We start from the raw sequence: 20,541 nt of genomic DNA on the forward strand, positions 1-20,541 counted from the left end.
GGCGTTTTTGAATTAATTAACGATTTGGTAATATTTCTTTTAATGCCGCATCCATTTCTAGTAAGGCTTTTTCAGTGGTTTCCCAATCGATACATCCGTCGGTGACTGACTTACCATATTCCAAATCAGCGAGATTTTCAGGAATATCTTGGCGTCCGCCTTTGATATGGCTTTCAACCATAATGCCGACAATAGATTTATTCCCATCTAAAATCTGCTCAGTAATATTTTTCAATACTAAAGGTTGTAAATATGGGTCTTTGTTTGAGTTGGCATGACTAGTATCAATCATGATTTTGTTGCTAACTTTCGCTTTGGCCAATGCATTTTCAGTTTCAGCCACTGAACCTGCATCATAGTTTGGTTTACCATTACCACCGCGTAAAACCACGTGTGCATATGGGTTACCATTGGTACGAATAACAGAAACTTGTCCTTCGTTATTTAAGCCTAAGAAACTATGACCATGTTTTACCGACTGCATTGCATTTGTTGCAACAGTTAAACCGCCATCTGTACCATTTTTAAAGCCAACAGGTGATGAAAGACCTGAAGACATTTCACGGTGAGTTTGGCTTTCTGTTGTACGTGCACCAATTGCAGACCAAGAGATTAAGTCTTGATAATATTGTGGCGAGTTTGGATCGAGTGCTTCAGTAGCACATGGCAAACCTTTGTCATTCAACTCAAGTAAAAGTTTACGACCTAAACGTAAACCTTTTTCAATATTGAATGAATCATTCATGTCAGGGTCGTTGACTAAACCTTTCCAACCTACAGTTGTACGTGGTTTTTCAAAGTAAACACGCATGATGATATAGAGCGTATCTTTTACTTTTTCACTTAAAACTTTTAAGCGATCTGCATAATCATGCGCAGCAACAGGGTCATGAATTGAACATGGGCCAATCACAACAAATAAACGGTTGTCTTTACCATCAAGAATATTGCGCACCGTTTCACGACCATGAAGTACGGTTTGATAGGCATTTTCATTTAAAGGTAATTCAGCTTTAAGTTCAGCTGGGGTTACAAGTGTTTGAATGCTTTGTACATTCACATCATCAATATCTGATTGAGTAATTGGAGTAGACTGTTGTGTATTCATTGCCGTCACTGGGTATTAGATCATACAAAAGTATTTTTAGTAGGCTGAATATAACATGAATTGAGCAAAGTTTTGTTATAAATAAATCATTAAAACTTTGCGATCAATTCATAAAATTCAGTTATGAGTTAGATTCGTTCATTAACTTAAATGTTGCTGATTTGCTTGAACAATCATTGCAGTTTGAGGTTTTTCTACAGGTTTGCTTTTTACAGGATTCAAAATAAAGTTAATACCCAGTGCAAATAAGGTAATACCTAATATTTTACGAATCAATTTATCGGGTAAGCGAGAGCTGATGAGCGTACCAATAATAATTGCTGGAATAGAACCGACTAAAAGCCAACCGAGTAAGTGAAAATCAACATTACCAGAAGTCATGTGAGCAAAGCCTGCAACTGAAGTCAGTAGAACTGCATGCACTACATCTGAACCAATGATGCGAATCATAGGTAAGTTTGGAAACATGAGAATCAATGCCATGATCCCGAATGCACCTGCACCCACCGATGAAAGTGTTACAAACACACCGAGTACGATTCCCATAATCACAACATATAGACGTTTACCTTCTATGTTGAAATTATTCGCTTCATGGAAATCACGCTTTTCTGCACGGAACTTGGCAAAGAATTTTTCAATTTGCGCCCGGAACATAATTGAAAGTCCCGTTAACGTCAGCATGAAACCTAAAACCATGGTCAATACAGCTTTGTAATGGGTTGAACCACTTAGGAAGGTCTCTAAAGCCCAATGTGTAATAAATGACGCAGGAACGCTACCCGCAGCAAGCCATAAAACAATGGGCCAAACAATATTGAGCTTTTTAGCATGCACTAAAGAGCCACAGAATTTTGAAATAGCAGCGTAGAGCAGGTCAGTACCAATCGCAATATGTGGTTCTATTCTAAATAAGCTGATTAGAATAGGGGTCATTAAAGAACCACCACCGACACCAGTAATACCTACGCAGAAACCAACGAGAACACCAGCTAAAATAAACTCAACAGGACCAACCATGACTATAGTGCCAAATATCAGAAAACAGGCATATCTTATGACTTTTTGATATAAGTAGTTGTCTTGATTATTGATTTACTTATTCTAAAAAATGCTAAAGTGATTTTGAAAGCATACTTTTAAAATAATAATTTATATCTTTTTGATAATATTAGAATATTTTTTCATAAATTTTATTGGTGATAATCATCGGAATGTAGTTCTTAAAATTAACGAATGAGCGTTTGTTGCCATTGATCAATTGTGAAATATTTAAGACCTTTAATATAAGTCTTTTAAGACTTAACTTTAGGCTTTAAATCATTGATCGATAAGATCACCCCAAAAATAATTGGAGTTGAAAATAGACACAAAGCAACGATTGCAATGCTCTTGCCAAAAGAATTAATCAAACACATCAATGCAATACATATAAGTATAAACGCAATTACACGAATGCATTTAGGCTGTTTTGCCACTATTGCCCATTTAGATTTTAAAGTCTTCTGAATTTGTTTGCTGCTGACTAAATATAAGCCAAAACTCGCAATAAAAATCAATCCTAAAGCAATGATTAAAGTCATTTTATAGACTCCAAAAGTGTTGATTTAGCTTGATTCTTTGCTAATTTTTGTTGAATTTTAGTCACCGATTTTTGCTGTATAGGAACGATTTTTTGATGTAGGAATATTGCCAGAATTGCAAATAGTAAAATCATTAAATCAACACGTAAAAATGCCCAATATTGCTGAAATGATTGGATATGATCATGGGTGATTAGATAATAAAGATTTAAAAATGGTAATCCTAAAGCCAGTCCGATAAAGACTTTAAGTTGCGATTTCCATAAATATTGTTGTGGCGTGATCAATGCAAAAACAAAGCTGATTAACCAGACAATAAAGAAACTGTAGATTTCATAATTAGGGCCGTCAGCTTGAATCTGAACCAGTCTATTTGCATACAAATAACTGAGCATTGCGATAGGTAAGCCTAAGATTACAGCGATATTTAAACGATTAACCAGATATTGTCCGAAGTGAAAACGCTGTGTTTTATTTTGAATTTGACGCTTTAAACTCCACAATAATAAGCCAGATGCAATCATGGCACAGCCTAAAACACCTGAAAAAAAGAAAGCTAAACGTAATATAGGTTGTGCAAAATTTGCCATGTGTAAGCCATACACACCTGCATTTAAGGTTGCAATTGCACTGTGATTACGTGTATCAGTAAGTAAATGACCATCTTGTGCATTAAAACTGAGTTGTGCTTGGTTTCGTGTAATCGATTGATCTTTAAGTTCTGTGATTGTCAATTGAGCCAGCTGAGTATTCGGCTGTTTCACTGTAATATTATCAATTTCCGAACTTCCCCAGCGTTGTTGGGACTGTTTTAAAAAATAATCAATCGGCAGCATTGGTGCTTTGTTGGCATTGGCTTTATTTGAAGGTGTTGAAACTGTTCTAATTTCTTCAAAATATTGAAAAGGGTGGTCAGGATATAACTGCTTCATTCCAGCAGGGAAAATAATATAAAAGAATATCGCCAAACCTGTAAATGTAACGGTTAAAAAGAAAGGTAAGGCCAATACAGCAGAAACATTATGAAAATCTAAATAGGAGCGTTGTCCCTTAAAAGCTCTTAATGTAAAGAAATCGGTAAATATTTTTTTATGGGTAATGATGCCTGAAATAAGGGTAATAAACATCACCAAAGCGGCAAGGGTGACAATAAGACGCCCGATAAAGTAGGGCATTCCATACAATTGATAATGAAAAGTATAGAAAAAATTACCGCCTTGTGTGGCTGATAAACTTAACGCTTTTCCCGTATTTGCATCTAAGGTTTTACTTTCATAGCTGTCATCCGCTTTTTGCCAATAGATTTGATTAACAGGAGAATCCGCATTGGCAATACCGATATACCAACTTTTGGCATCGGCTGCATTTTTTTGTAGATAATCAAAAGCAGTATGCACAGCGGTGTCTTGATGAATTTGCATACTTGCAAACTGAGGTTGCATCCAAGTGCTGATCGCATGACGATAATAGGTCACTGAACCTGTAATAAAAATAGCAAGAAGAAGCCAGCCTAAAAGCAGCCCAATCCATGAATGTAGCCATGCCATAGATTGGCGAACAGATTTAAACATGGATTAACCTACTAATTTCGAAAGTAAAAACAACATCGATAATAAAGAAAGAATAATGGTCGAGAGTTTTTTTAAAGATTGAATACAAAAACTAAAAATCACAAAAATAATATAAAAAACTAAGGCTGAAAATGCTGCCAAATAAATAGATTCTGCTTTTGCTAAATAAGGATAAAAAAGATCGGTTAAAGATAAAGACAATAAGTAGCTACAGATATACCCCAAACCAAAGGCAAGAATAAAACGATATAAGACTGATAATGGATATTGAACTTTATGCATAACGAACCATTTTATTCAGATAAAAGTGCCTTGGTTTTTTGCCTTTGTTTTAAAGCGCGGAAACCAAGGCGCTATTGAATCAATATTTAAATTTCACAGCAACACTATAATTGGCAGGCGCACCGTAAAAACCTTGGGCATCGGGGAAGTTATAGAGATATTTCTCATCGGTGAGGTTATTACCATTTGCTTGTAAAGTGATGTTTTTATTCACTTCGTAGCTTGCCATTACATTTACAAGCGCATAAGCATCTTGTTGAATGACACCTGCTTTTTGAGTCACAGTGCCATTGCTTTCAGCTTGAGGAATATCTAAATGCGTTTTATCTTGCCATTGAACGCCTAAACCTAATTTTAACTTAGGTATTTGCGGTACTTGATAAGTTGTTAATACATTGAAAGATTGTGTTGGGTTAAAGGTACGTGCATCTCCACCATTAATTAAATCTTTCAAGCTCAACACGGTATAACCAAAGTTTAAACTGAGGTGATCAGTTAGTTGTCCTGCAAGACCAAATTCGTAGCCTTGAGAACGTAAATCACTGACTTGGGTTTTACGTGTAGTTGGTAGTCCATCAGAATTACGTAGCGGATAATTGCTTTCTTCCGTTCTGAAAACGGCCATGGTTGCCGTTAATTTATCATCTAACCATGAACTTTTTATCCCAACTTCATAGCTTTCGCCTTCAATTGGTTTGTTAATACTTCCATCAAGTGCTTTGGTGGTTTGCGGGCGGAAAATAGAGGTATAACTCATATAGCCTGTATATTCAGGGGTGAAATTATAGGTTAAACCTGCATAAGGTAAAACTTTATCTTCATCATAAATCGTGTCAGTACCATAGCTGCTACCTGTACTTTCAGCTTGTACATAGTTTGCACCCAATAGTAGTCTTAAATCATCGTTTAAATGCAAACGTGTTGCTGCATAATAACTTTGATTTTTTTGCTTCATGTGCATTTCACCGCTGGTTTTAGCGAAATCCCAAGTTGGTTCCGCAGCAGTCCAGCTGGCTAAATCTGTGGTGAGGTGATTGGCATAACTTCCACCATAGCCTAATTCATTGCTATTATTTTCAGACCATGTATAACCAAAAACGGCTTCATGGCGTTGACCTAACAATGGATATGTCCCTTGCAGATTCAGGTTGGCTTGACGTGCTTTATTATCATCAAGATATATACCAGGCCATAAGTAGACACCAGAAGTTCCATCTGCACTTGGATTACCCGATAAATATAATAACTTTGAGCTACGATCTGTTTGCTTTTCATCATAAGACAACTTGGCAACCCAATCACTGCCTAGCTTTTGTTGTAGCGAGACAAAATAATTTTTGATATTGGTGTCCCAATAGGTCCATTCTGGGCTGTAGTTATAATCTCGTGAATAATGCAGTTGTTCACCTTGTGTATTAATCAGTGGATTGGCACCCCAGTTATTACCATTCGAATTATTATTGGTTTCGGTATAACCTACTGTGAATAATGTTGAATCGGTGAGATCTGCTTCAACGATTGCACCAAAGCCATTTTTCTCAAGTGAATAGTTGTCTAAATAACTATCACCCGTTTGTTCATAACCAAATACGCGACCACGGATTTTACCATCCTTAGTGAGTGCTGAAGATACATCTGCCTCATAACGTTGTGTATTCCAAGAACCATAGCTTGCGTTTAAAGAGGCTTGTAAGTCTTGAGTAGGGCGTTTGCGGATCATATTAATGGTCGCACTTGGATCACCCACACCATTATTTAAAGCATCGGCACCTTTAACAACTTCAATTCGGTCAAACAGGAAACTATCAGGGTTATCATTATTATAGTTATAACTTTCTAAAGGAAAGCCAACACCATCAACTAAAACATTTGAAATTTCAAAACCACGTGCAAGGTAAGTGCTTCGGTCTGTTTCTTGGTTACTCACAATGACACCAGGCACATTACGTAATACGTCACGTGTGCTATTCAGTGCAAAATCATCTAACTGTTGACGAGTAACAACATTGACCGTTTGTGGAGTTTCTTTCAGTGGAATATTGAGTTTAGTCGCACTAGAAGATTGTTTAATGATATAGGATTTGGATTGTTCAGATGTTTGCTCAGTTTGATCGGCATTTGCTGCAACCGTGATCGTCGCTAGGGTTTGTACATCTTCAGCCAAACTATGTTGCGCACTGAAAATAGCCAATGTGATGATCGAGAGCTTAAAAGGGGATGAGATAGCGTTGGTCATTTATTAAATACAAATGAGAATAATTATCGCTAAGTTTATTGTTTGAGAACGTGCTTTACAAGTTTTTTACAATTGGAAATATAAATTGAAAATGCTTTTTGATTGAAAATAGGTGAAAAGTGATTGGATAAATCAGTGTTCAAATCAATATTGAATTTAAGAGTACTGTGCTCAGATACAAACACCAATCCAAAAATGACTATGCTATGATGTGCCTGTTAAAAAGGGTTAGGAAGAATATCTTGCAAAATCGGAAACTTAAAATTGGAATCGTAGTAGGTGAAGTGTCGGGAGATACTTTAGGTGCGAAACTTATCCGTAGTTTTCGTGAACAAGGTATAGATGTTGAGTTTGAGGGGATTGGTGGTCCTCAAATGATCGCAGAAGGCTTTAATAGCTTTTACCCGATGGATATTTTATCTGTCATGGGGATTGTTGAAGTCCTTAAAGATTTGAAAAAACTATTTGCTGTCCGTGATGGCCTAGTTGAACGATGGACAGAAAATCCAGTCGATATTTTTATTGGTATTGATGCACCAGATTTTAATTTACGTCTTTCTAAAAGTTTAAAACAGAAAAATTTAGCTATAAAAACAGTTCAGTACGTGAGTCCGTCGGTTTGGGCTTGGCGTCAGGGTCGAGTACATGGCATTAAAGCCAGTATTGATTTAGTGTTGTGCTTATTTCCATTTGAAAAAAGCTTTTTTGAAAAATTTGCTGTTCCAGCAGCCTTTGTTGGTCATCCACTTGCCAGTCAATTGTCATTACAAAATCCGATTTTAGATGCAAAACAAGAGCTGGGTTTGGACATTAGCCAAAAACATATTGCATTATTGCCGGGGAGTCGCCGTGGTGAAATTGAACGACTTGGGCCTTTGGTTTTAGATGCGGCGAAGATCATTCATCAAAAACATCCTGAATATCAGTTTTTAATTCCTGCGATTAATGATTTACGAAAACAGCAAATTGAAGAACTATTAAAAAACTATCCGAAACAATTAACAGATCAAATTCATTTACTGGAAAATACAGATAAAGAATCAAAAATTGGTCGTCAGGTAATGAATGCGGCAAATATTGTGGCTTTAGCGTCGGGAACAGCAACTTTAGAAGCGTTATTGTTACATCGTCCAATGGTGACTTTTTATAAACTGAATTGGTTGACTTATATCATTGCAAAACTATTGGTGAAGATTCCTTATTATTCTTTACCCAATATCATTGCAGGTAAAAAAGTGATTCAGGAACTCATTCAACAAGATGCAACCGCTGAAAAACTTGCAGATGAGATTGAAAAATTAATGAATATCGAAACGGCTCAGATCCAAGTGATGCAATTGATTACCATGCATAAGCAGCTATTGTCAGGCAATAGTGAAGACCCTGTACAAGCAATTTTAGCGATTTTGAAATAGCCCAAGTATTTTTATTTCATTTAGTTTTAAGATTTATATGTTTGATTTTAAATTATATTTTTGGATGTAATTGTGATAAAGAGTTACGAAGAGGTTATTTAAATAACCTCTTCCTCTTGCGCGTAATAACGCTCATCCTTTAAATTAAAGGAGAGAGAATATTCAATATGAATACATTGACTTTTTATTCAGCCCGAACTTTGATTTCATAACCCGTATATTTACGAATATTGATCACACCCGTATCCATAATTAAATATTGACCTTTAATGCCTTGTAATTTGCCACGAATAATCGGTGTTTTATCTAGATTGTGAGATTTAACTTTTTCAGGATAAATATCAATAGGGTAGATAAATTCACGAGGTAATTCATTTTCAAGTAATTCAACAGTTTCATTAAACTCAAGATTTTGAGCAAATTCATCACGAATGGTTTGGATTTTCGGAGCAAATTCCTGAACCAATTCATTACGAATTTCAATTAAATTTACAGGTTCTGCTTCACCTTTGAGTAATTTACGCCAATCAGTTTTATCTGCAACTTGTGTTCCAAACATGACTTCTAGCTGACCTGAAAGGCGACGTGAACCGACTTTCATAATCGGTAATGCTTGAGTTGCACCTTGATCTAACCAACGGGTTGGCATTTGACCTAAACGGGTGATCCCTACTTTTAAAGCACTGGAATTGGCTAAATAAACAATATGCGGCTGGAAGCAAACCTCATGGGCAAAATCATTTTCACGACATGTACCTAAATGATAATGGCAAGTTTCAGGCTTCATGATGCACATATCACATGCAGCTTTAGTTTTCATACATTTAAAGCAATGTCCTTGTGAATAAGACTTCGGCGTTTTAGACCCACAAGACACACAGTAAATATTTCCAGTCGCTTCAATTTCAATTTCTTGACCTAAGCTAAACGGAAGTTCAATTTCTGAACGATCCAATATGAATTTGTATTCAACATTTGCCTTATGTGTTTGCTGATCAGTTACACTTAGGTCTTTTAGACCTGCATGCATTTTATGGCAAATGCCTTGTAGTTCCATGTTCAATTACTCGCTTCAATAAAGGTGCAGTTATGGCTGAGCAAAATGTCATCACTTCAATGCTAGACGATTTATCGCTAGAACAGCCCATTCAAACTGCATTGTGTATTGGGCAAAATTTGTCCCAATACAATGTTCATCATTCAATTCAATGGTCTTATTTTAACGTATCTGAGTTTTTAAATCTGCCTTTTACACAACGTTATGATTTAGGTTTTGTGTTATTTGATACAGATGAAACATTGGGTGTTTCGGATCAACATAAAACGCAACTTTTAGTAAAACTACGTGACTTATTAGCAAAGCGAATTGTCGTGGTCTGTAAATTAAGCGATGAACAGCTATTAAGATCGCTTGGTTTTACCCAGTTGATTGATAAAACTTCACATGATAATGATTTTGCACTGTGGCAATTTAATATTCTGACTTATAAACATGTGCCTGATTGGTTTAACGCTAAGTTTTGGGCAAATCCAGAAAATTGGAATAAATTCCGTTGGTAAGCGATTTGTACTGGCTAAAAATTTAGTTTTAACTTATTGCAAAATTTAACAATTTCAATTTTGGCGAAAACAACAAAGCCACGTATGCTGTGCGAGTGTCATAAAAACTTAAAAAAGGAGAAACTCATGACAGATTTATCAAATATTGTGGAAATTTTGGCGAAACAAGCGCTTGGCGGACAACAACAATCACAAGGCGGTTTAGGCGGTGGATTGGGGGGCGTGTTAGGTTCAGTATTGGGTGGCTTAACTGGTGGTCAGCAACAATCACAACAAGGTGGTTTAGGTGGGATGCTTGGCTCAGTTCTAGGTGGATTGACAGGTGGTCAGCAACAACAAGCGCCACAATCACAATCGAGCGGTTTTAATGGTTCATCTTTATTGATTGCCGTTGTGCCTTTAATCCTAGGTTGGATTCAACAAAACGGTGGTTTACAAGGTGCTTTGGCGAAATTGCAAGGTGCTGGACTAGGTGGTCAGGTACAAAGTTGGGTCGATCCATCTCAAGGCAATAGTGCTGTAGATGCTCAGCAAATCCAAAGCTTGTTTGGCGGTCAGCAAATAGAACAAGTTGCACAACAAGCTCAAGTTCCAACCAATGAAGTGTATGGTGCGATTTCAACAGTATTACCGCAAATCATTGACTCTTTAACGCCTCAGGGTGATTCTACAGATCAGAATGAAGCCAATGATGATATTCAAAATGTAATGAATATGGTTTCAGGTTTCTTAAAATAATCAATTAAGAATTAAAAGCGTCATCCATTTGTTTTTAGTAAAGCTAATTTTTAAATTGGCTTTACTTTTTTTGAAGACTGTTTGAACGCTGTTGCTGATGAAACTTGTCAATCATATCCAGTTAAATATCATTGAAGAAACCAGTAAATATAAAGAAACGCTGTGTGAAGTTTTGATTGATCGCAAAGCTTCAAATATCTTGATAAGAGGGAAAATACTCGAAAGTGCCGTATGTATTGGAGAAAATCGTTATATTTTATTTACAACAGATGATGTTATTTTTGAGGAATCTTTAAGGATTTATCTGATTGAATTGGGGAAAGGCATCCTTGATCAATTATTTATCGGGCAAGCTTACCAAACAGATATTTTCAGCGCTTTGAAAATGATTGACGAAACCTCACTCACTTTTAGTTTTTTGCATCGTTGGAAATTAGACGTCTATCCCAAAGCCAAATTCGGTATAGGCATCAATTTTTGGATATTATTCTTATATAATTTAAGATTTAGACATTACATGAAGTTAAGCTACGTTGAATGAATATTTTTAATATCTTCAGCTAAATTTTTAATGTTTTATATCAGTAACTGATGTTATGCACTTGATTTAAACTTAGTAGATGAAAAAGAAAAAGCTAAATTTACACGACGGAGTCTTACATCCATAGTTTAAATTTAGGGAATAGCCTTCGGCTCGAGGTACTTTTGTTTTGGCAAAAGTACCCAAAACCATTGTCATCCGCAGAACTCGTTCACTATTGTCAAAATATTCAAAGTTTCGCAGAAACTTTACTTATTAGAAGAAGTCCTGCCTCAAACAATTGCGGATGACGTTTTCGCGTATCCACATTCTTCTAGCTCCAACGTTTAATTTTAGAGTTACTGCGTAACATCAGTCAGTAAGATTTCTATTTTTAACAATCAAAACATCATTTCTTTGTTTAAGATCAACTTGAAACATCGGCTATCACTTAAATCTATGTCCAAGTTCTCAATCTTTGTAATTTCGACTTCTTATTCATATCGACTAGGATAAAAGAGAATCTTATTCATTTGAACAGTGTCTTTTATTTTAAGTGTGCTTATTTTTTGTTCTATTGCGTATTGATTAGATATTTATGCCTTAACGGGCTTTACGCCTTGCACTTTTTTTAAGACAATATGCAGTAGTTTTGAATTTAATTCATCTTCTTATTTTTTTCATATTTATTGGACTTTGATCTATGACAACCCCGCTGAATGAACGTCGTATTGCCAATGCAATTCGTGTATTAGCAATGGATGCTGTGCAAAAAGCAAATTCTGGACATCCAGGTGCTCCAATGGGGATGGCAGATATCGCTGATGTGGTATGGCGTGAGTTTTTAAATCACAATCCTACAAACCCACAATGGGCGAACCGTGACCGCTTTGTATTATCGAATGGTCATGGCTCAATGCTTCAATATGCGTTGCTTCATTTAACTGGTTATGATCTTTCTATTGAAGATTTAAAAGCATTCCGTCAATTGCATTCAAAAACACCGGGTCATCCTGAATTAGGCTATGCACCAGGAATTGAAACAACCACTGGCCCATTAGGTCAGGGTGTTGCCAATGCTGTTGGCTTTGCTTTAGCTGAAAAAACTTTAGCTGCGCAATTTAACAAAGAAGATATTAAAGTTGTAGATCACTTCACTTATTGTTTCTTGGGTGATGGCTGCTTAATGGAAGGTATTTCCCATGAAGCATGTTCACTTGCAGGAACTTTAGGTTTAGGCAAACTAGTTGTTTATTATGATGACAACGGCATTTCGATTGATGGTGAAGTTGAAGGTTGGTTCTCTGACAATACAGAAGAACGATTCAAAGCTTACGGTTGGCAAGTGCTTAAAGTCGATGGTCATGATAGTGATGCGATCCGTGCTGCAACGGTTGAAGCTAAAGCTGAAACAGCGAAGCCTACACTCATTATCTGTAAAACTATTATTGGTTTAGGTTCACCAAATAAACAAGGTAAAGAAGATTGCCACGGTGCACCGTTGGGTAATGATGAAATTGCATTAACTCGTGAAGCTTTAGGCTGGAAAGAAGAACCATTTGTAATTCCTGTTGACGTTTATACTGCTTGGGATGCAAAAGCAAAAGGTACAACTTCTGAAGCAGCTTGGAATGAAATATTTGCTCAATACCAAGCAAAATATCCAACAGAAGCAGCTGAATTATTACGTCGTATTAATGGTGATTTACCAGCTGATTTTGTTGCAAAAGCAGATGCTTATATTGCAGAAGTAAATGCAAAAGCTGAAACGATTGCAACACGTAAAGCAAGTCAAAATGCAATCCAAGCATTTGCTCCTCAGCTTCCTGAAATCTTAGGTGGTTCTGCTGACTTAGCGGGTTCTAACCTAACACTTTGGAAAGGTGCTGAAAGCGTAGAGTCAAATCCAGCAGGTAACTATGTACATTATGGTGTACGTGAGTTTGGTATGACTGCAATAGCCAATGGTGTTGCACTTCATGGTGGTTTCATTCCTTACGTAGCAACATTCTTAATGTTCATGGAATATGCACGCAATGCAGTACGTATGTCTGCGTTGATGAAACAACGTGTGATCCATGTTTATACGCATGACTCAATTGGTCTAGGTGAAGATGGTCCTACACATCAACCGGTAGAACAAATTGCATCTTTACGTGGTACACCAAATTTAAATACATGGCGTCCATGTGACACTGTTGAAGCTTCTATTTCTTGGAAATCAGCATTGTTACGCAGTGAAGGCCCTACGGCGCTTATTTTCTCTCGTCAAAACTTACCATTCCAAACACGCACTCAAACTCAAATTGAGAACGTTGCGAAAGGTGGTTATGTCTTGGCTGAAGAAAAAGGCGAATTAAAAGCAATTATCATTGCAACAGGTTCAGAAGTTTCATTGGCAATGGAAGCGTATGCACAACTTGACGGTGTGCGTGTTGTTTCTATGCCATGTGCTGAAGAGTTTGTAAAACAAGATGCTGCTTATCGTGAAGCCGTACTTCCTGCAAATATTCGTGCACGTGTTGCAGTTGAAGCAGCTCATGTCGATTACTGGTGGAAATTTGTTGGTTTAGACGGCAAAGTGATTGGTATGACGACTTATGGTGAGTCTGCGCCTGCGAAAGATTTATTCCAATTCTTTGGTATTACGACTGAAGCTGTGGTTGAAGCTGTAAAAGAATTGACTGCATAATTATTTTTTAATTGAAAACGCTCCAACTCAATTGGAGCGTTTTTATTTTGGAAAGTGTTTTGTAACTTGGTCAAATTTCACTAGTAGTTTTTAATAATAGGTATATAGTTGTGCCATTCTTCAGTATTCATGAAATATGGTGAAACATCTACCATAAGTGAGGAAAATATGAGCCTTTATGATCAGATTAGTGATGAAATTGTCCTGATGGATGCTGGTGAGCAGAAGTGGATTGGACAAGATTTACCACTTGAATCTATGGTAGCCGTTGAGTTGCTATTACAAGATTTGCAAGAAGATAAAGTCATTAAAATTCGCCGTAAAAACCATGAGAAACAAACTGGTTTAAAGCAAATTGATCGGATCTTGGTTGAAAAGTTGTAAGAGTGAAAATAAAAGCCCTGAAAAGGGCTTTTATTTTATTATAGAAAGAAAAAATAAAGTTACATTTCACTCAATGTTTAACGTTGTTTGAATCTGAATATTGGATGTTAGTAATTTATGAACAGGGCAATTTTCTGCAACTTTTAATAAGCGCTTATGCTGATCTTCAGTAAAATCACCAGTTAAAGTAATTTTGCGTACAATATTATTTTGACCCGCTTCAGGGTCACCTTCTGGATTTAATGCCAAATCTACTTGGACATGTTCAATTTTGATTTCTTTATTATCTGCATACATTTCCAAAGTTACAGTGGTACATGCGCCTAAAGCAGATAATAACAATTGCATTGGGTTTGGAGCACTATCTTTTCCACCTTTTTCAATAGGTTCATCGACATACCATGTATGCCCTTGAGGATCTGTGAGTGTGACGCGATAAGGGATTTTTGTACTGTGTGCTACGGCGCTATGGATCATTTTTAACGACTCTTAAAAGAAATTTATATTGCTATACAACGCCTTAAGTCTGCTTTTAACTGTAGTTGTTTTGTATAGAATGTTTTTAAAATTTTACTTTTAGATAGAACAAAGACCTGTAGAATGAAAAAAGGTATTTAACACAAATTTATATAATTCAAATAAATAGATTAATTTTATGTTTTTCAAAATTCGCATATTTTTATACTGCGTTCTAATTTTGGAACATATCGTCTTATCTATAACAGTGCATTAAAATCTTAGAGGTATAAAATAACAAACATTCAAGAGCGAGATTAAGAACATGAACTTTAAAGCATTAACATTAGGTTTAGCCGTTGCATCAGTAACAACATTCACAATTGCAAAACCAGTGGATTACACTATCGATCCTACGCATACTGCTACAGTATTCACTTGGAACCATTTTGGTTTTTCTACGCCATCTGCTAATTTCAGTGATATTCAAGGTACGATTTCTGTAGATAATGCAAAACCTGCAAATTCTTCAGTGAATGTAACAATTCCATTATCAAGTTTAAATACTAATGTAAAAGCTTTAGATGAGCATTTAAAGAATGCTGATTTCTTTAATGCTGAAAAATATCCAAACATTACTTTTAAGAGTACTAAAGTACAAGCTTTAGGCAAAAACAAATATAAAATTACAGGTAACTTAACAGTTAAGGATGTAACTAAACCTGTTGTTTTAGATGCAGTTTTAAACAAGCAAGGCGTACATCCAATGACGAAAGCGGAGTCAATTGGTTTCAATGCAACGACTTCGTTTGATCGTTCTGCATTTGGTGTAGGTGCTTATGTGCCAAATGTCGGCGATAAGATCACTGTAAACATTACCACTGAAGCTTCTGTTCCTGCTGCTAAGTAATAAACGAATAAAATGAGAAACTTGCACTAGATATTCTAGTGCGAGTTTTTTATTGTCTAGATAAACTATAAAATGGTAGTTTTCACTATTTTTTAGTATAAGATTCTCAAACCAATAAGAATATATACCAAAACAAAGCTTTTTAAATTTTCTATTTCAATGTTTTATAGAAATATCGTTTTAAAATATAAGCTTTATATGAAAATATTTAAGTGTTTTTAATCGTCACTTTTAAAGTAAGAAGAGCAGTTAAAATTTTAATCAGCACAATAGTTCTATTGATTTTTAAATCATAAAATGTTTAATGTTTAGATTAACTAAAAAATTAAAGACACTAATGATGGAATTATTTAAAACTCAAAAAACAATTCAATTACCTTGTGGTGCAATTAATTTAAGAGAAAATGGCAAAGGTTATCCTGTTATATTTTTACATGGGATTGTTACAAATAGTTTGGTTTGGCGTCACGTGGTTGCTGGGTTGGGTAGTGAAGTTCGATGTATTGTGCCAGATCTTCCGTTAGGCTCACATAAATCAGCATTACCGAATACAGACCTTAGCATACCGGGAATCGCACAGATTGTTGTAGATTTACTTGACTCACTCAATATTGAACATGCGGTGATCGTCGGTAATGGATACGGTGGTGACATCGCACAAGTTATAGCAGCTAAGTATCCTGAACGTATTAGCGGCCTTGTTCTTATTGCAACGAATGCATTCGATTCTGATCCGTGGACGGTTAAGCTCTTAGGAAAAGTGGCAGCTTTGCTTTCCCATGCCAAAATCCTTCAAACATTTGCATTGAAATCCAAGATTGTTCAACGATTACCTATTGCTTATGGTGGAGTGACAAAACGAGCCATTCCACAAGAGATTATGGTCGATTATCTTAGCCCATTGCAGTGTGATCCACTGGTGTATAAAGACCTTCTCCGCTTTTTCGAAGAGCTTTCACCAAGTTATCTAGCAGAGTATTCGCCAATGTTAGCCGAATACAAAAAGCCATCATTGCTCATTTGGCCTCGCGAAGAAAAATTTTTCCCAGCCGAAGGCGCTGTTCGTCTTGCTAAGACTTTACCACATTGTAGCTTAGAAATTGTTGATGATGCATATGCTTGGGTACCTGAGGATAATCCAAATGCATTGGTTCGCTTACTTACCGAATTTCTTGATGCTATGAAAGTGATGATTTCTTCTCAGGAATATTCTTCGTCTAATCTATGAGTTAATCTTTATTTGAGTATTTAAATATTGAAGAAATTGATTGGATAATAAGTGTATAATGCTGACCGAATAGGTATCATTACATACTAAAACGTATTATCTTTTATAATCGTTTTCGTTAGATGAAAGAGTTGATAATATTTAATTTATTAGAAGTTTCAAAAATAAAAGGTTATTAAAAATCAAATATAGGTTGAAACCTAATGATTAAAGTGGTGAATTAAAATACATCACCGATTTATTAAATGATATGCACAAACTTACAAATCTAGAACTTTATTTAAGACCAGTCAGTATTGCAGATGCGCCACTTCTGTTAGCGAGCACGCAGATTGAAGAAATTCGCTATATGACAGGAACAACTGTAGATTTTACATTAGAGCAAATCGAACAACATATATTGAAATGTCAAAATAATACAAATCGTTATGACTTTGCGATATGTTTGAATATCAATCATCAAATGATTGGCGAACTTGTCATTATAGATATAGATCAAGTCAATAAAAGTGCGGGTTTCCGAATTTCTATGTGTAATATCGAACTGACAGGTCAAGGCTATGGTACTCAAGCGATGAATTTAGCTTTGGATTTTGTTTTTAATGTTTTGAACTTGGAGCAGTTAGAACTAGAAGTTTATAGTCATAATAAACGTGGATTACATGTGTATAAAAAACTTGGATTCAAAATCATAGATATTTTAAAAAATGCATTGATATATAAAGGCGAGCATATAGATGAAATCAAGATGACTATTCTAAAAGATGATTATTTTAAAAAATGACTATAAGCAACCTTATCTAAACTAGCGTGTTTAATCACTTTAGTATTGAGGTTTCCTATCGCTGAAAAGACTGGTCAAAATCTAGCACAACAAGCAACTTTGGCGGGTGTAAATGCGATTGTTAGTGGTGCAAATTAAAGATTGGCAAAACCAAATCCACTTCGGTGGGTTGTTTTAATTGAACAATATGTATTCTTTCAGTAACATTATGATAACAAGAAATTATATGATGAATTTATGAAAAAATTATTCTTAGTTGGGGTTTTAAGTACAGCATGTTTAGCACATGCAGATCAACCATTATTAATCGAACAAGGTGTACCAACACCAATGAGTAATACACTGGTTGCGATTCAAAACTATCAAAATGAAAAGACATTACAGCCAAAGAAATTTAAAAATGAAGCTGAATTAAATCATTCTCTTATGCTTGAGTATTCTATGCAGAAAGGGAAATTTGCAAATAATATAGATGAAGATCTTAAAGGTTTCGGAGTTGGTTACTCAACATCACCACATAACCATGGTATGTGGGCAAAATTTGAGTACCAATCTAATAAAAACTTTGATGGTGATGTGTATGAATTTTCATATGGTGGGCATTTTAATTTAATTGATTACAAAGGTTTTTATACATTAGCTACCCTTGGTATGGGGATAAGTGCAATTAGTGCGGATGGTTTTGATGATTCTGTTTATTACACAATACCTGTAGGTTTAGAACTAGGGTATACATTTACACCATCACTTTCAATTTATGGTGGAGTTGGTTACAAATGGGCATGGGATGTTTCTGGAAACACGAGATGTAATGATGGTTCTATAAGTAATAGCACAGGTTCAGGGACATGTTCTTCGCATGAGGGAATTGATCGTTATAACTATACAATTGGTGATTTTGACGGTATGACCTACAAAGCGGGTATGCGATATAACTTCTAAAATCAAACGGCCAATCGGCTTCTTTAAATAAACAATGGAAACCTCAAAAGTTAGCACTTTTGGGGTTTTTAATATTTGGAGAAAAGTATGGCACTACTCGAAATTGTTCAATCTGCACTTCGTTAAAAAATAATGTGTGATAATTATTTTAGACTTTGATTGATTTAAAAATGATATGGTTATTTGTACATATCAAAATCAGTCAGCATTTTATTTCTCATACTTTTTAATGATCTATTGTTAGTAGCTCATCCCAATGAAAAGGATTTTTACTGAGTTTATTACGATTCATTGACCAACTGCGATCGGGAATATAACAAGCACCGATGCCTAACTTTTTCTTACCAAAGCGGTCTTGTATATCTTCGATAGCAGACATTAATTTATCTTTTTTCTCAATGTTTGATCTGTCAGAAAGTAAGTCAAAAGCATGACTATTTTTCGACTCTAATGCTGTCAGAATTACCCCACATTTCTTATATTTAATTCCTTTTTTATAAATATGTTTAAGCATTTCAGTTGCAGCTTTGACTAAATCTGCCACACAGTCTGTGGGCTCAGAAAATGCAAAGGGAATAGATTGATTGTAAAAAGAAACATTCTCATCAAAAGGGCTGGATTGAACAAAAATGATGATACAACCACAAAGTAATTTACCTTCACGAAGTCTTGCACAAGCATCCTGAGCATAGGCACTTATGGCTTCTTTGAGGTCATTGAGTTCTGTAATACGTGAGCCAAATGAACGACTGGCGATAATTTGTTTTTTACTTGGCAAAGTATGTTCAAATTCGATGCAAGATGTACCTTGTAACTCTGCAACTGTTTTTGCCATGACAATTGAAAAGCGTTTTTGCATTTGAGCTGGGTTTGAAGAAGCGAGATCTAATACCGTGTGAACATTCATAGCATGTAATTTTTTAGAAAGCTTACGACCGACATTCCAAACTTCACTGACATCAATCAGGCTGAAAAAATAATCACGATGTTTGGGCTCCATCGCTGCCAAATTGCATATACCACTAAAACGTTTGGCTTTTTTCGCCATGTGATTGGCCATTTTTGCTTCTGTTTTACTTCGACCGATACCAATACAAACGGGTAAACCTAGCCATTTCCATATCCGTCTACGCATTTCTTGAGCATATTCAGTCAGATCGTAGACATTTTCATAAGCAGTTAGTTCTAGAAAGCATTCATCAATTGAATAGATTTCTTGCTCTGAAGTAGTAACAAATTCACCCAATATTGCGTGAAAACGACGTGACATTTCAGTATACAAAGCATAGTTGCTTGAAAGCACTTGTACATCGTGTTTCTGTACAATATCTTCGATTTGAAAGAATGGCACAGCCATCTTTATGCCTAAATCTTTTGCTTCCTGACTTCTCGCCACAGCACAACCATCATTATTTGACAGCACAATAACAGGCTTATTGTTTAAAGATGGATCAAAAACACGTTCACAACTGACATAGCAGTTATTGACATCGACAAGTGCAAATATTCTATTTTGAGTATTCATTTGAAGTGCTTTAATGCATAAGTGACGACACCCCAGATGATAAGCTCTTGACCTTCATCAAGATAAATATCGCTATATTCAGGGTTTTCGGCTTTTAACCAATGCTGACCATTTTCAATCATCAATCGTTTTACTGTGAAATCATTGTCGATTAGAGCGATGACAATGTCTCGATGCTTGGCTTCAAGGCTGCGATCAACAACTAACTCATCATTAATATCGAGACCAATACCGAGCATAGAAAGGGAATTAACCCGAACGATAAAGGTTGCCACTGGGTTTTTAATCAGGTGTTCATTAAGATCAATCGTTTTATCAATATAGTCCTGAGCAGGTGAAGGAAAACCGGCTTGTACACGTTCAATTGCAAGAGGAATTTGTGTAAATGTCACAGGATTAATTTTTTGAATGTGATCAATTTCAATAGATATTTGATTCTCGATATTTTTGATTTCTAATGTGCCATATTTGAGTGTGTGAGGAGGTTGAGCTTGTTCAAGCTGAATATGATTGGATTTTAGAATTCGAGTGATATCATTGGGTTTTGGCATTGCACTTTTACCGTGATTATCATGCTGATGTTTTGGCTCATTCATCACTTAACTCG

20 protein-coding genes are annotated in these 20,541 nt (G+C 35.7%); 10 read left to right on the forward strand and 10 right to left on the reverse strand.

The features are described 5' to 3' along the window. Positions 1-16: 16 nt before the first annotated feature. The 6 genes from CDA10_RS07805 to CDA10_RS07830 all read right to left on the reverse strand — a co-directional run bounded on the left by CDA10_RS07805 (position 17) and on the right by CDA10_RS07830 (position 6,780). A complete protein-coding gene (locus CDA10_RS07805) occupies positions 17-1,108 on the reverse strand; it encodes a 3-deoxy-7-phosphoheptulonate synthase (RefSeq protein WP_089605039.1) in 1,092 nt (363 codons plus the stop codon). A 141-nt stretch (positions 1,109-1,249) separates the two neighbouring features. Beyond that, positions 1,250-2,128 (reverse strand): sulfite exporter TauE/SafE family protein, encoded by an 879-nt coding sequence (locus tag CDA10_RS07810; RefSeq protein ID WP_089605040.1) that lies wholly within the window; start codon positions 2,126-2,128, stop codon positions 1,250-1,252. 275 nt (positions 2,129-2,403) lie between these two features. Next, positions 2,404-2,691, reverse strand: a complete 288-nt coding sequence (locus CDA10_RS07815; protein WP_089605041.1) for a hypothetical protein — start codon at positions 2,689-2,691, stop codon at positions 2,404-2,406. Continuing rightward, positions 2,688-4,262, reverse strand: coding sequence for a PepSY-associated TM helix domain-containing protein (locus CDA10_RS07820; protein WP_089605042.1), 1,575 nt, complete (start codon positions 4,260-4,262; stop codon positions 2,688-2,690). Before CDA10_RS07820 ends, CDA10_RS07815 begins: the two co-directional genes overlap by 4 nt. 3 nt (positions 4,263-4,265) lie before the next feature. Further along, complete coding sequence (locus CDA10_RS07825; protein WP_089605043.1) at positions 4,266-4,544, reverse strand: hypothetical protein; 279 nt, start codon at positions 4,542-4,544, stop codon at positions 4,266-4,268. A gap of 79 nt (positions 4,545-4,623) precedes the next feature. Continuing rightward, on the reverse strand, positions 4,624-6,780 hold the full coding sequence (locus CDA10_RS07830; RefSeq protein ID WP_089605044.1) for a TonB-dependent siderophore receptor: 2,157 nt from the start codon (positions 6,778-6,780) through the stop codon (positions 4,624-4,626). 242 nt (positions 6,781-7,022) lie between these two features. Here CDA10_RS07830 and lpxB point away from each other — a divergent pair, with 242 nt between their 5' ends. Further along, positions 7,023-8,195 carry a lipid-A-disaccharide synthase gene (lpxB, locus tag CDA10_RS07835; protein WP_089605045.1) on the forward strand — a complete coding sequence of 391 codons (1,173 nt, stop codon included), beginning with the start codon at positions 7,023-7,025 and terminating at the stop codon, positions 8,193-8,195. Positions 8,196-8,379: 184 nt separating this feature from the next. Here lpxB and CDA10_RS07840 read toward each other — a convergent pair whose 3' ends face one another. After that, the gene (locus CDA10_RS07840) at positions 8,380-9,252 is read right to left on the reverse strand and encodes a DUF2797 domain-containing protein (protein WP_089605046.1); all 873 of its coding nucleotides are present in this window, start codon (positions 9,250-9,252) and stop codon (positions 8,380-8,382) included. Between the two features lie 32 nt (positions 9,253-9,284). Here CDA10_RS07840 and CDA10_RS07845 point away from each other — a divergent pair, with 32 nt between their 5' ends. From CDA10_RS07845 to CDA10_RS07865, 5 genes are all read left to right on the forward strand, one after another. Next, entirely contained in the window at positions 9,285-9,755 is a 471-nt protein-coding gene (locus tag CDA10_RS07845) for a DUF6231 family protein (RefSeq protein ID WP_089605047.1), read from the forward strand. Between the two features lie 126 nt (positions 9,756-9,881). Further along, the gene (locus CDA10_RS07850; protein WP_089605048.1) at positions 9,882-10,493 is read left to right on the forward strand and encodes a YidB family protein; all 612 of its coding nucleotides are present in this window, start codon (positions 9,882-9,884) and stop codon (positions 10,491-10,493) included. A gap of 97 nt (positions 10,494-10,590) precedes the next feature. Then, a complete protein-coding gene (locus CDA10_RS07855; protein ID WP_089605049.1) occupies positions 10,591-11,034 on the forward strand; it encodes a hypothetical protein in 444 nt (147 codons plus the stop codon). Between the two features lie 682 nt (positions 11,035-11,716). After that, entirely contained in the window at positions 11,717-13,705 is a 1,989-nt protein-coding gene (gene tkt / locus CDA10_RS07860) for a transketolase (RefSeq protein ID WP_089605050.1), read from the forward strand. Between the two features lie 168 nt (positions 13,706-13,873). Beyond that, positions 13,874-14,089 carry a hypothetical protein gene (locus CDA10_RS07865; protein WP_089605187.1) on the forward strand — a complete coding sequence of 72 codons (216 nt, stop codon included), beginning with the start codon at positions 13,874-13,876 and terminating at the stop codon, positions 14,087-14,089. Positions 14,090-14,155: 66 nt separating this feature from the next. Here the strand turns inward: CDA10_RS07865 and CDA10_RS07870 are convergent, their stop codons facing one another. Beyond that, complete coding sequence (locus CDA10_RS07870; protein WP_089605051.1) at positions 14,156-14,566, reverse strand: OsmC family protein; 411 nt, start codon at positions 14,564-14,566, stop codon at positions 14,156-14,158. A 304-nt stretch (positions 14,567-14,870) separates the two neighbouring features. Here CDA10_RS07870 and CDA10_RS07875 point away from each other — a divergent pair, with 304 nt between their 5' ends. From CDA10_RS07875 to CDA10_RS07890, 4 genes are all read left to right on the forward strand, one after another. Continuing rightward, the gene (locus CDA10_RS07875) at positions 14,871-15,455 is read left to right on the forward strand and encodes a YceI family protein (protein ID WP_089605052.1); all 585 of its coding nucleotides are present in this window, start codon (positions 14,871-14,873) and stop codon (positions 15,453-15,455) included. Between the two features lie 340 nt (positions 15,456-15,795). After that, a complete protein-coding gene (locus CDA10_RS07880; RefSeq protein ID WP_157909348.1) occupies positions 15,796-16,683 on the forward strand; it encodes an alpha/beta fold hydrolase in 888 nt (295 codons plus the stop codon). A gap of 250 nt (positions 16,684-16,933) precedes the next feature. Beyond that, positions 16,934-17,467: a GNAT family N-acetyltransferase gene (locus tag CDA10_RS07885; RefSeq protein WP_089605054.1), complete on the forward strand. Its 534-nt coding sequence runs from the start codon at positions 16,934-16,936 to the stop codon at positions 17,465-17,467. Between the two features lie 237 nt (positions 17,468-17,704). Beyond that, positions 17,705-18,409, forward strand: a complete 705-nt coding sequence (locus CDA10_RS07890) for a hypothetical protein (RefSeq protein ID WP_089605055.1) — start codon at positions 17,705-17,707, stop codon at positions 18,407-18,409. Positions 18,410-18,635: 226 nt separating this feature from the next. Here the strand turns inward: CDA10_RS07890 and CDA10_RS07895 are convergent, their stop codons facing one another. Together CDA10_RS07895 and CDA10_RS07900 are read right to left on the reverse strand one after the other, a co-directional pair. Beyond that, positions 18,636-19,934 carry a Y-family DNA polymerase gene (locus tag CDA10_RS07895; RefSeq protein WP_089605056.1) on the reverse strand — a complete coding sequence of 433 codons (1,299 nt, stop codon included), beginning with the start codon at positions 19,932-19,934 and terminating at the stop codon, positions 18,636-18,638. Further along, positions 19,931-20,485 (reverse strand): LexA family protein, encoded by a 555-nt coding sequence (locus tag CDA10_RS07900; protein WP_089605188.1) that lies wholly within the window; start codon positions 20,483-20,485, stop codon positions 19,931-19,933. Before CDA10_RS07900 ends, CDA10_RS07895 begins: the two co-directional genes overlap by 4 nt. Positions 20,486-20,541: the final 56 nt, after the last annotated feature.

The organism is Acinetobacter piscicola (assembly GCF_002233755.1).
In the GTDB taxonomy this organism is placed as follows: Bacteria; Pseudomonadota; Gammaproteobacteria; order Pseudomonadales; family Moraxellaceae; genus Acinetobacter; species Acinetobacter piscicola.

What these genes read in the sequence shown, in the direction of transcription:
- CDA10_RS07805 (WP_089605039.1), bottom strand. Translation starts at nt 1,108, where the DNA reads ATGAATACACAACAGTCTACTCCAATTACTCAATCAGATATTGATGAT.
- CDA10_RS07810 (WP_089605040.1), bottom strand. Translation starts at nt 2,128, where the DNA reads ATGGTTGGTCCTGTTGAGTTTATTTTAGCTGGTGTTCTCGTTGGTTTC.
- CDA10_RS07815 (WP_089605041.1), bottom strand. Translation starts at nt 2,691, where the DNA reads ATGACTTTAATCATTGCTTTAGGATTGATTTTTATTGCGAGTTTTGGC.
- CDA10_RS07820 (WP_089605042.1), bottom strand. Translation starts at nt 4,262, where the DNA reads ATGTTTAAATCTGTTCGCCAATCTATGGCATGGCTACATTCATGGATT.
- CDA10_RS07825 (WP_089605043.1), bottom strand. Translation starts at nt 4,544, where the DNA reads ATGCATAAAGTTCAATATCCATTATCAGTCTTATATCGTTTTATTCTT.
- CDA10_RS07830 (WP_089605044.1), bottom strand. Translation starts at nt 6,780, where the DNA reads ATGACCAACGCTATCTCATCCCCTTTTAAGCTCTCGATCATCACATTG.
- CDA10_RS07840 (WP_089605046.1), bottom strand. Translation starts at nt 9,252, where the DNA reads ATGGAACTACAAGGCATTTGCCATAAAATGCATGCAGGTCTAAAAGAC.
- CDA10_RS07845 (WP_089605047.1), top strand. Translation starts at nt 9,285, where the DNA reads ATGGCTGAGCAAAATGTCATCACTTCAATGCTAGACGATTTATCGCTA.
- CDA10_RS07850 (WP_089605048.1), top strand. Translation starts at nt 9,882, where the DNA reads ATGACAGATTTATCAAATATTGTGGAAATTTTGGCGAAACAAGCGCTT.
- CDA10_RS07855 (WP_089605049.1), top strand. Translation starts at nt 10,591, where the DNA reads ATGAAACTTGTCAATCATATCCAGTTAAATATCATTGAAGAAACCAGT.
- tkt (WP_089605050.1), top strand. Translation starts at nt 11,717, where the DNA reads ATGACAACCCCGCTGAATGAACGTCGTATTGCCAATGCAATTCGTGTA.
- CDA10_RS07865 (WP_089605187.1), top strand. Translation starts at nt 13,874, where the DNA reads ATGAGCCTTTATGATCAGATTAGTGATGAAATTGTCCTGATGGATGCT.
- CDA10_RS07870 (WP_089605051.1), bottom strand. Translation starts at nt 14,566, where the DNA reads ATGATCCATAGCGCCGTAGCACACAGTACAAAAATCCCTTATCGCGTC.
- CDA10_RS07875 (WP_089605052.1), top strand. Translation starts at nt 14,871, where the DNA reads ATGAACTTTAAAGCATTAACATTAGGTTTAGCCGTTGCATCAGTAACA.
- CDA10_RS07880 (WP_157909348.1), top strand. Translation starts at nt 15,796, where the DNA reads ATGGAATTATTTAAAACTCAAAAAACAATTCAATTACCTTGTGGTGCA.
- CDA10_RS07885 (WP_089605054.1), top strand. Translation starts at nt 16,934, where the DNA reads ATGCACAAACTTACAAATCTAGAACTTTATTTAAGACCAGTCAGTATT.
- CDA10_RS07890 (WP_089605055.1), top strand. Translation starts at nt 17,705, where the DNA reads ATGAAAAAATTATTCTTAGTTGGGGTTTTAAGTACAGCATGTTTAGCA.
- CDA10_RS07895 (WP_089605056.1), bottom strand. Translation starts at nt 19,934, where the DNA reads ATGAATACTCAAAATAGAATATTTGCACTTGTCGATGTCAATAACTGC.
- CDA10_RS07900 (WP_089605188.1), bottom strand. Translation starts at nt 20,485, where the DNA reads ATGCCAAAACCCAATGATATCACTCGAATTCTAAAATCCAATCATATT.